The organism is Microbulbifer sp. NBRC 101763, from assembly GCF_040371615.1.
In the GTDB taxonomy this organism is placed as follows: Bacteria; Pseudomonadota; Gammaproteobacteria; order Pseudomonadales; family Cellvibrionaceae; genus Microbulbifer; species Microbulbifer variabilis.
On sequence record NZ_BAABQV010000003.1, the window covers coordinates 443,906 to 457,709 of the forward strand.

Annotated in this window: 14 protein-coding genes; 4 read left to right on the plus strand and 10 right to left on the minus strand. The window is 52.8% G+C overall.

The window, feature by feature from the left end:
* Window positions 1–79: 79 nt before the first annotated feature.
* Both trmB and ABWV76_RS10105 read left to right on the plus strand, forming a co-directional pair.
* Entirely contained in the window at window positions 80–871 is a 792-nt protein-coding gene (gene trmB, locus ABWV76_RS10100) for a tRNA (guanosine(46)-N7)-methyltransferase TrmB (protein ID WP_020413995.1), read from the plus strand.
* Between the two features lie 475 nt (window positions 872–1,346).
* Window positions 1,347–2,225 carry an outer membrane beta-barrel protein gene (locus ABWV76_RS10105; RefSeq protein ID WP_020413996.1) on the plus strand — a complete coding sequence of 293 codons (879 nt, stop codon included), beginning with the start codon at window positions 1,347–1,349 and terminating at the stop codon, window positions 2,223–2,225.
* A 151-nt stretch (window positions 2,226–2,376) separates the two neighbouring features.
* Here the strand turns inward: ABWV76_RS10105 and ABWV76_RS10110 are convergent, their stop codons facing one another.
* Window positions 2,377–4,293, minus strand: coding sequence for an ATP-binding cassette domain-containing protein (locus tag ABWV76_RS10110; protein ID WP_353375885.1), 1,917 nt, complete (start codon window positions 4,291–4,293; stop codon window positions 2,377–2,379).
* Window positions 4,294–4,402: 109 nt separating this feature from the next.
* On the opposite strand from ABWV76_RS10110, the gene ABWV76_RS10115 reads away from it, so the two are divergent.
* Entirely contained in the window at window positions 4,403–4,918 is a 516-nt protein-coding gene (locus ABWV76_RS10115; RefSeq protein WP_353375886.1) for a TIGR02444 family protein, read from the plus strand.
* 155 nt (window positions 4,919–5,073) lie between these two features.
* Here the strand turns inward: ABWV76_RS10115 and ABWV76_RS10120 are convergent, their stop codons facing one another.
* A complete protein-coding gene (locus ABWV76_RS10120) occupies window positions 5,074–5,994 on the minus strand; it encodes a hypothetical protein (RefSeq protein ID WP_020414000.1) in 921 nt (306 codons plus the stop codon).
* Between the two features lie 456 nt (window positions 5,995–6,450).
* Here ABWV76_RS10120 and bamJ point away from each other — a divergent pair, with 456 nt between their 5' ends.
* A complete protein-coding gene (bamJ, locus tag ABWV76_RS10125; RefSeq protein ID WP_353375887.1) occupies window positions 6,451–7,242 on the plus strand; it encodes a BamJ family beta-barrel-assembly machinery protein in 792 nt (263 codons plus the stop codon).
* Between the two features lie 184 nt (window positions 7,243–7,426).
* Here the strand turns inward: bamJ and ABWV76_RS10130 are convergent, their stop codons facing one another.
* The 8 genes from ABWV76_RS10130 to ABWV76_RS10165 all read right to left on the minus strand — a co-directional run bounded on the left by ABWV76_RS10130 (window position 7,427) and on the right by ABWV76_RS10165 (window position 13,781).
* The gene (locus tag ABWV76_RS10130; protein WP_020414002.1) at window positions 7,427–7,894 is read right to left on the minus strand and encodes an Rsd/AlgQ family anti-sigma factor; all 468 of its coding nucleotides are present in this window, start codon (window positions 7,892–7,894) and stop codon (window positions 7,427–7,429) included.
* A 170-nt stretch (window positions 7,895–8,064) separates the two neighbouring features.
* Complete coding sequence (locus ABWV76_RS10135; protein WP_020414003.1) at window positions 8,065–8,757, minus strand: LrgB family protein; 693 nt, start codon at window positions 8,755–8,757, stop codon at window positions 8,065–8,067.
* Window positions 8,751–9,134: a CidA/LrgA family protein gene (locus ABWV76_RS10140; RefSeq protein WP_353375888.1), complete on the minus strand. Its 384-nt coding sequence runs from the start codon at window positions 9,132–9,134 to the stop codon at window positions 8,751–8,753. Before ABWV76_RS10140 ends, ABWV76_RS10135 begins: the two co-directional genes overlap by 7 nt.
* Window positions 9,135–9,169: 35 nt before the next feature.
* Complete coding sequence (locus tag ABWV76_RS10145) at window positions 9,170–9,661, minus strand: disulfide bond formation protein B (RefSeq protein WP_020414005.1); 492 nt, start codon at window positions 9,659–9,661, stop codon at window positions 9,170–9,172.
* The gene (locus ABWV76_RS10150; protein WP_020414006.1) at window positions 9,658–10,260 is read right to left on the minus strand and encodes an acyl carrier protein phosphodiesterase; all 603 of its coding nucleotides are present in this window, start codon (window positions 10,258–10,260) and stop codon (window positions 9,658–9,660) included. The genes ABWV76_RS10145 and ABWV76_RS10150 overlap by 4 nt, the downstream gene beginning before the upstream one ends.
* A 49-nt stretch (window positions 10,261–10,309) precedes the next feature.
* Complete coding sequence (gene gshA, locus ABWV76_RS10155; RefSeq protein WP_353375889.1) at window positions 10,310–11,893, minus strand: glutamate--cysteine ligase; 1,584 nt, start codon at window positions 11,891–11,893, stop codon at window positions 10,310–10,312.
* An 80-nt stretch (window positions 11,894–11,973) separates the two neighbouring features.
* Window positions 11,974–12,405 carry a hypothetical protein gene (locus ABWV76_RS10160; RefSeq protein WP_353375890.1) on the minus strand — a complete coding sequence of 144 codons (432 nt, stop codon included), beginning with the start codon at window positions 12,403–12,405 and terminating at the stop codon, window positions 11,974–11,976.
* A 122-nt stretch (window positions 12,406–12,527) separates the two neighbouring features.
* A complete protein-coding gene (locus tag ABWV76_RS10165) occupies window positions 12,528–13,781 on the minus strand; it encodes a malic enzyme-like NAD(P)-binding protein (RefSeq protein ID WP_020414009.1) in 1,254 nt (417 codons plus the stop codon).
* Window positions 13,782–13,804: the final 23 nt, after the last annotated feature.

The following is a 13,804-nucleotide window of genomic DNA, read 5'->3' on the forward strand; positions in this document are numbered from 1 at the left end:
GATTCATTTTTGAGTCGGCGCCCAATTTATCCCAATACCCGAATATAAGAAAACCGTTTCGCATAAGAGGTCGTGAAGAATGCAAGACGAATCCGCGGAAGAGTTCCCCTACCGCACCGAGTACAAGAAAAAGTCCATCCGTAGTTACGTGATCCGCGCAGGGCGAATGACTGAAGGGCAGCGCCGCGCTTTTGATACCTACTGGGGGCAGTTTGGCTTGTCCCTGTTTGATGGTCCTATCAATCCGAGTGAAGTTTTCGGGCGCGAGGCCCCACTGGTTCTGGAAATTGGTTTTGGTATGGGGGACTCCCTGTTCGCGATGGCACAGGCGGAGCCCGACAAGAATTTTATTGGTATCGAGGTGCACCCTCCCGGTGTCGGCAGGTTGATTAATAGTGCCGGTAAAGCTGGGCTGGAAAACCTGCGTGTTTATATGGCTGATGCAGTAGACGTTCTCAACGATTGCATCGGTGAGGGTATCGTGGACAGGTTCCAATTATATTTTCCCGACCCTTGGCACAAGAAAAAGCACCACAAGCGTCGCATTGTGCAGCCAGAATTTGTACGCTTGATTTGTGCCAAACTAAGAACCGCCGGGCTGATGCATATGGCGACAGACTGGCAGAACTATGCCGAGCATATGTTGGAAGTACTCCAGGCGGAGCAGTTGTTAGAAAATACATCTGCCAGCAATGACTATGTTGCGCGGCCCGAGTGGCGCCCGGAAACCAAATTCGAACGTCGAGGCCAGCGCCTGGGCCATGGTGTTTGGGATTTGGTGTATCGGCGTTTGCCCGGTGAAGCTCCCGCTCAGCGAGTGGCTAGCATAGAGAGTGAAGTCAGTTCCACTTATGGTCCCGGTGGAGAATAGTCTCTAGTACTTAGAGCGAGAGTATGATCACTGGTGATATTACCCGTTCCACCAGTGATCAGTTTTGAAATATCGCAGTCTCTACAAAATTATCTGCCAGTTTTTCCCGGTAGTTTCCGATCTTCGCTGACATCGGAGATTCTAAAAGGCAATCCTGCCAAAACTTATCCAGTTCACAGGCACAATACTGTTTTGTGTAGCGGCAAAATATTGCATTCAGGACCGCCGAAGGTACTGTTTGTTAATGGCCATGAATGCCACTACATTGTTGGCGTCGGCATCGGTTATCTCTCCTGTCCTTATCGCTATCTTTTCCTATTTCCAGTCTATGATGCTAATACTGGGCGAGGCATCAAATACGAATTCGTATTAAGAGTACTTAAAAAATATACCAATAAATTCGATTTCGTTGCTAAGTACCCATTCGAATAAAAGCCTTGGGGGGTTGGTTCGAAAAGGAATTTCGGTGTCTCTAATGAGAAAGCGTCTCTCGCTTCTTTCAATTTTGTATGGCGTTTTATTTTCTCTTCTTTTTACAAGTTCAGGGGCCTCTGCTGATTTTGTTGGCACACTGAATCTCTACGCCAATGGTGGTAAACATTGGTTTAACAGTGACCGACTAAATGGGACACCCTTTCATGGATTAAAACTGCGGGACACCACTGGTGGCGGTGGCGGCCTGGGATTCAATATGACCAACTACTGGGCCATGGAGGGAGTGGTTGATTACTTTGTAGTGAATGTAGATGAAATTCCTGAAAAGGTTGAAGTATACAATTACCATTTGGATCTGCTTTATCAATTTGGTGGCCAGTTCTGCGGCGACTTTTGCTGGCAACCCTACGTAGCTTTCGGGATTGGCGAAATTCGTATTAACTACGATGATGCACCAAAAAAACATTACAGGGATAAAGACGGCAAGTATCGGTATGACTGTGAGTACAAACGTAAATACCCTTATACGCACCTCTACCCAAAGTACGTTTGCAATTGGCATGATAGCCAGACTATGGTCAATCTGGGTATTGGAGTGAAGTACAGTCTGGGGCCTCGTTGGCAGGCACGTGCTGATATACGTCTTTTTCAAGGGGTGGAAGAAGGTGGCCTGGATGGTTTTGCTAGTGTCGCAGTAGGCTATCAGTGGCTTGAGTACCCGGATTTTTGGTATGACGAGGATGCCGATAGTGTGATTGATGCAACAGACCAATGTCCACAGACACCAGTTGGTGTGGATGTGGGGCCTGACGGTTGTCCTATCGACTCAGACTTTGATGGTGTACCTACCTATATAGACCAGTGTCCGAATACACCGATTGGTATTGCGGTGGATGAATACGGTTGTATCCGCAGCTAAAAACTGGCGGTTTCCACTTTTTTGGAAAACCGCCTTACGCGGTGCCATCCAGATAAGGGATGCCCGTGATGTAACATTGTGATGGCGGTTTCAGGTACATCATCCGGGCAAAGCGCCCTTCTAAGGCTGTAAGAATAGGTGGGTAGAGGTGTTACTCTCCACGCAACTCTTCCACCTGTTCAGAAATTTCAAGCCACTCCATTTCCAGGGTATCAAGAATTTCGCGCTGCTCTGACTGCACTTTATTGAGGCGGGAGATTTCCTCCTGCTGGCCGCCGCTATACAGATTTTCGTCTGCAAGCTTTTCCTGAGCCTGGTTCAGTTTCTTCTCTGCTGTAGAGATTTGCCGTTCAATCGTTTTCAGCTTATTGGTAAGAGGCTTTAGCTGTTCTCGTAGCGCGGCAGCGGCGCGGCGCTGTGTTCTTTTGTCTTCAGCAGACCTCTCGGGAATTTCGTTATTATCGGTGAATTTCTCGTCGCGCCGTTTATCCCGGTTAAAGCTCAGCAACCACTGTTTGTAGTCATCGAGATCACCGCTAAAGGGTTCAGCGCGGCCATTGGCAACCAGAATAAACTCATCGGTAGTGTTGGCAAGCAGATGACGATCATGGGAAACCAGAACCATCGCACCGGGAAACTCCGCAAGTGCCATGGTTAAAGCGTGGCGCATCTCTAGATCGAGGTGGTTGGTGGGCTCGTCGAGCAATAGCAGATTGGGTTTCTGCCAAGCCAGGATAGCCAACGCCAGGCGCGCCTTCTCGCCGCCGGAAAAACCAGCGACGGTTTCAAAAACCCGATCTCCGACAAAGCCATAGCCACCTAGGAAATCCCGCAGTGATTGTTCACTGGCATTTGGGCTTAAGCGTTGCAGGTGTAATAGTGGCGAGGCGGCTCCGTCGAGGGCTTCCAGCTGGTGCTGGGCAAAGTAGCCAATTGCCAGGTGTTCTCCACTTTGGCGCTCGCCACTCAGTGGCGGCAGCTCCCCGGCGAGGGTTTTGATCAGTGAAGATTTACCTGCGCCGTTGGGACCAAGCAGGCCAATGCGGCGACCGGGCTGGATACCCAGTTGTACCTTGCTCACCACTACCTTGTCGGCATAGCCGATATCCGCTTCGCGCAGATCGATCAGCGGGTTGGAGGTTTTCTCTGCGGAAGGCAGGGTGAAGTGAAAGGGGGAGTCCACATGGGCTGGGGCAATCCGGGCCATGCGATCGAGTGCCTTAATGCGACTCTGTGCCTGTTTGGCCTTGCTCGCTTTGGCGCGGAAACGCCGCACAAAGTCTTCCATGTGCGCACGTTCGGCCTGCTGCTTTTCGAACTGGATTTGTTGCTGTGCCAGGCGCTCTGCGCGTGTGCGCTCGAAGGCGCTGTAATTACCGCTATAGAGCACCAGTTTTTGCTGCTCAAAACTGACAATGCCATCGACGACCGCATCGAGAAAATCGCGGTCGTGGGAAATAATCAGCAGGGTACCGGGAAAGCGCTGTAACCACTGCTCCAGCCACAGGGTTGCATCTAGGTCCAGGTGGTTGGTGGGCTCGTCGAGCAACATCAGATCAGCGGGGCACATCAGCGCCCGCCCCAGGTTGAGGCGAATACGCCAGCCCCCGGAAAAGCTGCGTACTGGCTGCTGTTGATCTGCGTGGGAAAATCCCAGTCCATCGAGCAGCTGTGCGGCGCGCGCTGGCCCGCTGTAGCCATCGATACTGGCCATACGCTCGTGCAGCTCTCCCAGCTTATGGCCATCGGTATCATCACTATTTTCCGCCTGGGCCAATTGTCTTTGCAGTTGGCGAAGCTCTTGATCGCCATCGAGAACATAATCAAGGGCGGATTGTTCACTGGCTTCAACTTCCTGGGCCATATGCGAGATACGCCAGGTGCTCGGTAGGTCTACCTGACCTGCATCGCTTTCCAGCTGGCCGAGTAAAAGCTTAAATAAGGTTGACTTGCCGCAGCCATTCGCACCGATAATTCCCACTTTGTGGCCGGGAAATATACGGCAATCTGCGCTGTCCAACAGGTCACGTTCACCCCGATGCAGGGAGACACCTTGCAAATTGATCACTGGAAAAACCTCATATGAACAGGCCGATGGGTGCTAGGCTATTCGACGTATTTGAATTCAATCGCCGCCTCTACATAAGCGCCGATCAACAAAAGGTCGGGATTCTAACGTGACAAATAGTTCACCTCCATCTTCTGCTCAGGAAAATCCTCTGTGGCAGTTCAGCTTGGAATTTTACCGCCATGAAGAGGTGGAGGAATTCCTACTCAGTTGCCAGGATAAAAAAGGTGCGGATGTGTGCTTGATGCTGTGGGCGAGCTATGCCACTGCCTGTGGTCATCAGCTGAGTGAAGAGGGTTGGCGTGTTGCGGATCGTGGCCTGGCGCCGAGGCGTAGGATAATCACGAGTGTTCGTCACCTGCGACGCTTGCTGGGGCGCTTTCGCCCCCACAGCCAGCGGATTTATGATTTATTTAAACGCTATGAGCTGAATCTTGAGCGCTTGCAGTTAGCAGCTCTTTGGAAAATCTGCGTTGAGGAGTGGCCGGGGGATCGTCCTGCCCTGGAGCTGGCTGGGCAGCAGTATTGTCTGCTACAAAAAGAGCAGGCCTACTGGTCAGAGTTGATAGAGAGTTTTATGACACAATCGAGAAGTCTGGGTAAGACAAAAACCAACAGTCCATAAGCGCCGGGCTTAACAGGGACCTGTTTGTGGGATGAACTCACATGACCTGTCTGGAGAACGGAGTCGCATAAGGCAAAAATCTGCTAAGTTTGCGCCCTTGCCGCCAATCGAGAGCGTTGGTCGGCTGGGCGCAGTAAATCAATTGCCTGAAGCCCTCACTCGCTGCTACGGTTTTCCGAGGAGAACAGGCTGTTGGCGGGAGTGGTTGGTGTAATAGTTGGGTTAGGAGGTGTGGACTCCACCGGCTTCTTCTCTTCGGTAGCTACAAAGGCTTTTGCTTCCTTTGGAGCTTTTTCTACGGTAACGGAGTCACCGCCTTTTGCCTGCACAGGCTTTTCAGATCTAGGCTTAGCCGCAACAGAAGCTTTTGCTGTTGAAGCAGCTTTGGCCGAGGTTGCTTTTTTGCTGGCGGGCTTTGTCGCTTTGTGAGTAGTGCTGACTTTAGCGGGTTTGGCAGCGGCTTTCTTCGCAGTGGAATTTGTAGCTTTTGCAGTGCTTTTGCGTACGCTGGCCTTTTTCGTAGCAACTTTCTTTTCAGTAGCTTTTTTAGCTCCTGGTTTTTTGCTCGTTTTAGTACCAGCTGCTTTCACAGCTTTAGTGGCAGTTTTTGCTGTAGCCTTTTTAGCTCCAGCAGTTTTTTTAACTACTGGAGCCTTCTTAGCCTTGGGTTGCTTCTTAGCGAGCTCTTTTTCTGTTCTGGCTGCGATTTTGCGCACTGCTTCTGCAGCTTTAAGCTCGGCTTTAGCCAGGGATTGACTATCTTTGGCCTCCGCTGCCGAACTCTTAGCCAATTGGAATACTTCATTGAGTTTTTCCACATTGGCTTTGGCGGTATCGACTCGTTTTCGTGCAGCGGCGGTCTTGGCCGTTTTAGCCGCGGCGCGGGCTTCGCTAAGCTTGGTTTTGGCCTTGGCCAGTTTTTCCTTTGCCGAAGTCAGAGCTTTTCCGGCTTTTAATACCGCCTTGCCGGCATCGGTGACTTTTTTATTGCGGGCTTTATCCAGTTTTGCAGAGAGCTTGGAAATTTGTGCTTCCAGCTCTGCGACCGGATTGACAGCTTTTCGTTTGGCAGCCATGAGTAAATGTCCTGACGTTTATTATCGATTGGCACTTCCGGGTGGTGCACTAGCCTTGCCTTAAATACGATCGATACCGCTGAAGAAGAGACGCGCGCACTGCAATATTGCCCCAAAACTGAAAAGCACCTCAAACAGTCCAGAACAATAACCGGTGACTCGTCGATAATAGCGCTGTTTTTAATAAAAATGTATGCCGAGTGCGGTGAAAAAAGCGCGGGTTGCGTTTTTTTATGGAAGAGACCGGAACTGGCATAGGGAATGTGGTGTCCTGCACAGTGTGAAAGTCATCGGTATGCACTGGCTGTCGCCTTGGGTTAGACTTGAGCGCACTGGCGGATAGCGTGCGCCTGGCGGCTGGAGGCCGCAACAGCATTGCCCGAGAAACCGCTGATGGCGTTGGACCAAGGTCAAGCGCGAATCCATAAACGCAATACGGACAAAGAGACAACATCCATGAATAAATACCCTTTGGCTGCAGCAATTGCCCTTGGCCTGGCGCTGACCGGCTGTAACGAACAGGGATCCAAGCAGGAAAAAGAAGTTACCCTGGATACCCAGGAGAAGAAGGTCAGCTATATCATTGCTGAAGATATGGCCAAGCGTCTTCAAGCCCAGGACGTGAAGCTGGACCCTCAGGTGGTGTTGATGGCACTCAATGATGTTGCCAGTGACCATGAATCGCGTCTGACAGACGAAGATAAGCAACAGACCATTGCTGCTTTCCAGGAGCAGATGCAGAAGAAGCAGCAGGAAATGCTGGCCAAGCAGGAACAGGAGTTTAAGGAAACTGCTGATAAAAACCTGACTGAAGGAAAGGCGTTCCTCGAAGAGAATGCGAAAAAGGAAGGTGTGATTACCACTGATTCAGGCCTGCAGTACAAAGTGATTACTGAAGGTTCCGGCAGCAAGCCTTCCGCCAGCAGCACTGTTGAAGTCGACTACAAAGGTACCCTGATTAACGGTGAGGAGTTTGACAGCTCCTACGCCCGTGGTGAGCCGGTACAGTTTCCGGTAAACGGCGTTATCAAAGGTTGGACTGAAGCCCTGCAACTAATGAAGGAAGGTTCCAAGTGGGAACTTTATATTCCTTCTGAATTGGCATATGGCCCCGGTGGTGCCGGTGGCAAAATCGGCCCGAACGCGACCCTGATTTTTGAAGTGGAGTTGCACAAGGCCAATGTTGGTGGTGAAGAAGAGACCAAGAAAAAAGAAGAAGAAAAGAAGGAAGAGCCAAAGCCTGAATAATCTGACTTTTTAGACTTTACTGAAAAAGGGTGCCTAAAGGGCGCCCTTTTTTATTTTTTGGTAGGAAGCTTTTGAGCGCTAGTAAACCGCTTTCGAATAACCAATAGAAAATTGTAAATACATTTAGTTTCACAGTAACAGGAGTTAAATTGCGAACTATAAGAGCGGTTTTTTATTGCTGCTTTCAGACAATCTGGTTTTTATGTGCGGTATGCAGCAGGGCGATCATCTTGTCTTCGGAGCTAAATCGAGTTTCCAACGCCTCCCCGAGTTCGGATAGATCCGGGGCCAGGCTGGAGAGATCATCTGTCTCTAAGTACTTATCATTGAAATCGACGGCGATGTCTGTCGTTGTATCGATATCTTTGTACAGCTCACAGGCTTTTTTAAGTCCCGACTTGTCGTCGAATGCCTGGCCCTCTCGCATTAATTGCTCATAGACTTCAAAGTGACCTGCCGAGACATAATCCACCAACAGCTGGCACAACTGGCGCACACGATCCTCAGTTTCAGGGTCGTCTTCACTGAACTCTTTTTTTTCAGAGAGATGATAGAAGCTCACCAGCAAATTTTGCCGCGACTGTAACCAGCGGTCGATTATTTCGCTTACACCACCCCAGCGCTCCCGCGCCGATTTGCAATTTTCCAGCATCTCCAATATGTCCCTTTGTTACTGTTGCCGCAGTGGCCAGCTTTATTGCCGATGTCGAAGACTTTATGGAAGATAGGAGATTCCCCCGCCGGCAGCAAGATAGAGGGAGTAAACTACGCCAAAATACTGTGACAGATGTGCGAATTCGATTATGGGGAATTGAAAGCTGTTCAGCTACTGATAATCAGCGGCAGGACCAGTGCAGTCAGCGCGCCGCAGAGTCCCATGGCAAGGGCAGAGCAGGCGCCACAAAGGGCACTGATTTCGAAAGCGCGAGCGGTGCCTACGGCATGGGCGTTTATACCTAGAACCACCCCGAGGATACGCTTATCGCGAATACCAAGCAGAGTTAGTAACGGTGGTCCGGCCAGGGCACCAACCACTCCAGTGAGGACTACGATGCCCGCGGTGAGGCTCAATGCTGCGTGGATTTTTTCGGCCAAAGCCAGGGCAATCGGGGTAGTGACAGATTTGCCGCTGAGAGCCAGTAATACGGATTCCCCGGCGCCAAATAAAAGGGCGATTATGATAGCGACAACCGGTGCCAGGACTGCCCCTACGGCAATCGTTACCAGCAGTGGCCAGCCGGCCCGGCGAATCACTGCCAGGTTCTGTTTCAGTGGCACTGCCAGGGCCACTACTGCTGGACCGAGTAGTGCGTAGAGCAGTGTACTGGAGTGCTGATAATCGCTGTAGGGAATATTCAAGGTATGGAGCAGCGCCGCTACTATCAGGCTGGCGGTCACTATTGGGTGCAATAGTACTGTACCGCTGCGGCGGTAAAAGTAAACGCCGATACAGAAAGCCACCAGACTCAGCGGTAAGGCAAACAGAGAGCTGTGCAGCCAGTTAGCCACTACCATTTACTACCGGCCTTGTTTAATAGCCTCTGCAGTAGCATGGCGCACAGGACTAGGCTGATTAGGGTGCCGATTACAATCGCAGCGATCAGCGCAAGCCAGTCTGCGGGGGCAAGGTCACGTAGAAAAAAGACGCCCACTGCAGCGGGCAGGAAAAGTAGTGGCAACAGGAAGAGCAGCTGGGCACTGATTTGGGCGAGGCCACGTGGTATGCCTCCATTCACCATCAACCCAAATAGTAGCAGTAGCATACCTACCACCGCGCCGGGAACAGGAAGTGCGAGCATTGTGCTGGCAAGGGTGCCGAGGCGTTCACAACCAAACAGAATGGCGGTGCCAATCAGCCAGTGAAATATGTTGCTCAGGGCGGGTGGAGTCATTTTGGAGTGCGGCCCGGTGGAGCCGCCATTTTTTATCAAGCTTTGCGGAATGCCTGCCAGGCACCGAATAGGACCAGGCCGCCAAAGCCGATCGCGGACCAGCCGGGAATACTCAGGCCCATCATTGTCCACTGGACTTCTGCACAGTTACCGTCACCACTCAAAAGTGCCTTGAGAACATCGGCCATGGGAAAAACTTCCAGCATGTAACTCACGCTGGGACCACAGGCGGGCACCTGGTCTTCGGGTAGGCTCTGCAACCATAACTGGCGGCCGGCAAAGTAAAGTCCGCCCAGGGCCCAGATGGATACCAGCAGACCGTAGACGCGCCTGCCTATGGTGGCCGGGTTGTGCAGGAAGGCAATCAGGGAAACCACTCCCACACCGAGCAGCATTACCCTTTGGGTGATACAGAGCTTGCAGGGCTCCAGGCCGCGAACGTATTCCAAGTAGAACGCAGAGCCCAGCAGGAAGGCAACCATTAGGAAAACAATCAGAAAAGTGATGCGTGGGTTGGGTAAGGTCATGATTTATCAGATCCTGAATAATGCTGCCGAAACCGGGAGGCTTCGAGATTCAAGTCGGTCAGTAGTTTATTGAAATTGTGTTCCAGCTTTTCCCGCCCGGCGATCAGCTCGGGCAGCATTTCCTGTAGGGCCACCGGGCGGCGCAAGCGCTGCCCAACCCGCTCCAAAGTGAGGGCTACCACTTGCTCTTCGCGGTAGCTCTGCAGCAGTTTAAACTGCTCAGCACGCGCCATAAACGCTTTGGCTTGCGGCGGAATATACGCGCTGTCGCTGCGAAAGTCTCTCCAGCATTCGGTACAGAACTCTTCCAGGTTCTGTGGGTGCCATGTGTGCCAATTTTGTGCCAGCAGGTGATCGAACCAAATATCCAGCGCAATACCGGCATAGCGGCGCCACCTGGGGTCCAGGCTTGCCAGGGCGTCGCGGTAGGCGGTATGTTCATCCGTACTCGCATCAATCCGCCGGTGCAACTTGATGCCGGCCTCAATGGCTGCGGGCCTTTCGCCAACCAGTGGCCCTTTGACAAAGTCACCCAGGAGTCCACCCAGGCGCCAGCGCGCTTCGGGGCCGGACAGCAACAGGTGTGCGAGGTAGTTCATACTATCGATCCGTTCGAGCCCACACACCCGGTCAGACGCCGGTGGCCGACTAGTCCTGACAACAAATATATTGTGCGTAGTAGTGGCTGAGGAACTCCTCAAAAGAGCCTTTATCTCCCGCTTCCACCTGCTTTTGCCTGAGCAGCGATTCCTCAGCTTGACGGGAGAAGTCCCGGACTGAATCGCTGTCGAGAGGGCGCTCGAGAAAGTAGTGTCGATGCTGCTCGGCTTTTTCCATGGCCCATTGGTAGAAGCTCAGTTTCTGCGCATCCATTTCGGCTAAGATCTGCTGCGCAGGAGTGGGGATTTCCCCCTTCACTTTTGCACGCTGAACGCCAACGGCACAGCGGTACTGGTCGCCACCCCAAGCACTGTCGAGCAGCTCAGCAACGGAGTTCATCTCCCCCAAAAGCTGAGAAGCCCAGTCTTCGAGTTTGCGCTCGCCATTGCCGGAGCGCAGCAACAGGCCTGGCTCGTTGCCGCGATAGACAATGCGCTGCTGGTTTTCCTGGGTAGCGCGATAGTCGGTATCGTTGGTTTTGGGGCTTTCTGTGAGCAGGCAGTGAAGCAGGAAGCTGTCGAGGAAACGCATCTGCTGGGCATCAATACCCAGAGGCATAAACGGGTTTAGATCGAGGCAGCGGACCTCGACATACTCGACCCCGCGATTGTTCAGAGCAGCCAGGGCTGTCTCACCGCGCTTGGCCGGATTTTTGGGCCTAATGGGCGAATAGAATTCATTTTCGATCTGCAGTATGCCGGTAGACAGCTGTTGGTAATTTTCATCGCCATCTTTCACTCCCATCTCCTGATAGGGGCCGTAGGGACGACTGATGGCAGAACATAATGTTGAGAGGTAGCTGCGCAGGTTGTTGTAGCAAACGATCAGGGATTGCTGCACATCACTGTTGTAGCCCAGGTCGCCCATACGCAGTGAGGTGGCATGGGGGACGTGTAAAGTATGGCTATCGCCGTTAAACGCCTCAAGCTTGTGTTCACGCCCTTCCACAAAAGACGAGCACACAGCTGGCGCTGCGCCAAACAGATAAATCAACAGCCAGTAATTGCGGCGGAAATTACGGATCAAATCAAAGTAGCGACGGGTCTTGAATTCACTCAAGGACTCGCTGCTGCCCTCGAGCTCGTGCAACCACAGCCAGAAATCATCGGGCAGAGAAAAGTTGTAATGGATACCGGCGATCGTCTGCATGGCGCGGCCGTAGCGTAGGCCAAGACCGAGCCGATAAATAGTTTTCATGGCACCGCTATGGGAATTGCCGTAACGGGCTACCGGGATATCATTATCGGTACCGATTACACAGGGCATGCTGTTGACCCACAGGCGCTCATCGCCGATCTGGCTATAGGTGTAGCGGTGGATACGGTCGAGTATCCGCAACGCCTCCTCGGGGGTGGCTACCGGCGGTGTGATAAATTCCAGCAGCGCCTCGGAAAAATCGGTAGTGATACTCTCGTGGGTGAGGGCTGAGCCCAGTGTTTGCGCATGGGGGGTTGCCGCCAAGGTACCGTCACTGGCAACCCGCAAGCTCTCTTTCTCGAGTCCACGGCGTATGCCCTTGAGTAATTGCACAGGTTTGGCCTGAGACAGGGCGGCCAGATGGGGAATAGGCACTCGAATCTCCTTGGTACTACCGGAACTTTCTCTTGCGTCGCTGGATAGAGCGACTGTGCCGGTTCAGTGAGAGTTACCGCTCAAGCGGCTGACTCTGATTCCGATGTTTTCTCGCTGGGATGAGCGGGCGTTTCTTCTGGGGGTTGCTCAGGTACAACCTCGGGAGCCGGTTCCGGGGATACCTCCGGCTCTGCCTGGGGCTCCAGCTCAGGAGGTTCCTGCTCAGGCATTTCCTCTGGCGTGTTCGGCTCAATTTCCGGGTCACCCTGCAGAGGAGAAATGTCGGCAAGGGCCTCTTCTGGTACTAGCGGTTGTCCCTTGTTATTCAGCTCACATTGCAGCAATTCGATGCGCAGGCTGACATCACGTGTGTTGGCTTCGAACATCTGATTGATGGCGACGTCTTTGTGTTCGCTGCGAAACAGTTTATTGGGCTCACGGCCATCCAGCCATTCACCACTTTTGCTCAGGAACTGCTGGTGCTGATTGGCCAGCACATACACATGACTCATTATGTTGGGCAACTTTGATGCTGTGACAGAAAGGCAGTTTAGCGACGGGTGCTGTATGGCTCAAGGAGTCCGTGAGAGCGAACGCGGCAAACGCCCGCTCCCACGGGGTGAGGTGGGGATGGCTATACAGATTTCAGCGGGTAGTGCTCGGGGTAAGGCAGGCGAGCACAGCCACTATCCACTGCCGCGCGGGCTACTGCAGCAGCGACCTCGGGCAGCAGGCGCGGGTCTGTGGGCTTGGGCAAAATATAGTTGTAGCCAAAGCTTAGTTCTATACCACCGTAGCCTTCACGAACTGAGTCGGGAACGGGCAGGTGGGCAATTTTGCGGATGGCTTCGATTGCCGCGAGTTTCATCTCTTCATTGATCCGTGCCGCACGTACATCCAGAGCGCCGCGGAAAATAAAGGGGAAGCACAGCACATTATTGACCTGATTTGGATAGTCCGAACGCCCGGTAGCCATAATCAGATCTTCGCGCACACTGTGGGCCAGCTCCGGCTTGATTTCCGGGTTGGGGTTGGAGCAGGCAAAGACTACCGGCCTGGGTGCCATTCGTTGCAGCTGCTCGGCAGATAGCAGGTCTGGTCCGGATACGCCGAGGAACACATCCGCGTCGGCTATGGCATCGTCGAGGGTGCGCATATCGGTATCCCGTGCCCACTCGCCTTTGTAGGCGTTGATATCGGTGCGCCCGGAGTGGATTACCCCACGGCTGTCGAGCATGGTGATTTGCTCTTTGCGCGCACCGGCAGCCAACATTAGCTTGCAGCAGGCGGTAGCAGCTGCGCCAGCGCCCAGGCATACCATGCGCACTTCGCTGATTTTTTTACCCTGGATTTCCAGTGCATTGAGCATTCCCGCTACGGTCACAATAGCTGTGCCGTGTTGGTCGTCGTGGAATACCGGTACCGGGCAGCGCTCTATCAGTGCCTCTTCAATATGGAAGCACTCCGGCGCCTTTATATCCTCAAGGTTGATGCCGCCAAAGGTATTGGCGATAGCGGCAACAGTCTGGATAAATTGCTCCGGGCTATTGACGTCCACCTCGATATCCACCGAATTGATATCGGCGAAGCGCTTGAACAGAAGTGATTTCCCCTCCATAACGGGCTTGGAAGCCAATGGCCCCAGATTGCCGAGGCCGAGAATGGCGCTGCCATTAGAAATAACAGCTACCAAGTTGCCCTTACCAGTGTATTGATAAGCGGCCTCTGGGTCTTTGGCTATCTCGCGTACCGGTTCGGCTACCCCTGGGCTATAGGCCAGGGACAGGTCCTCTTGGGTTTCGGCGGCAGTAGTCAGCTCAACTGAAAGTTTGCCGGGAGTGGGGAGCGCGTGGTAATCGAGCGCTGCCTGGCGCAATGAATCCGTCATTTGGGGGCTATTCTCTCGAAAAC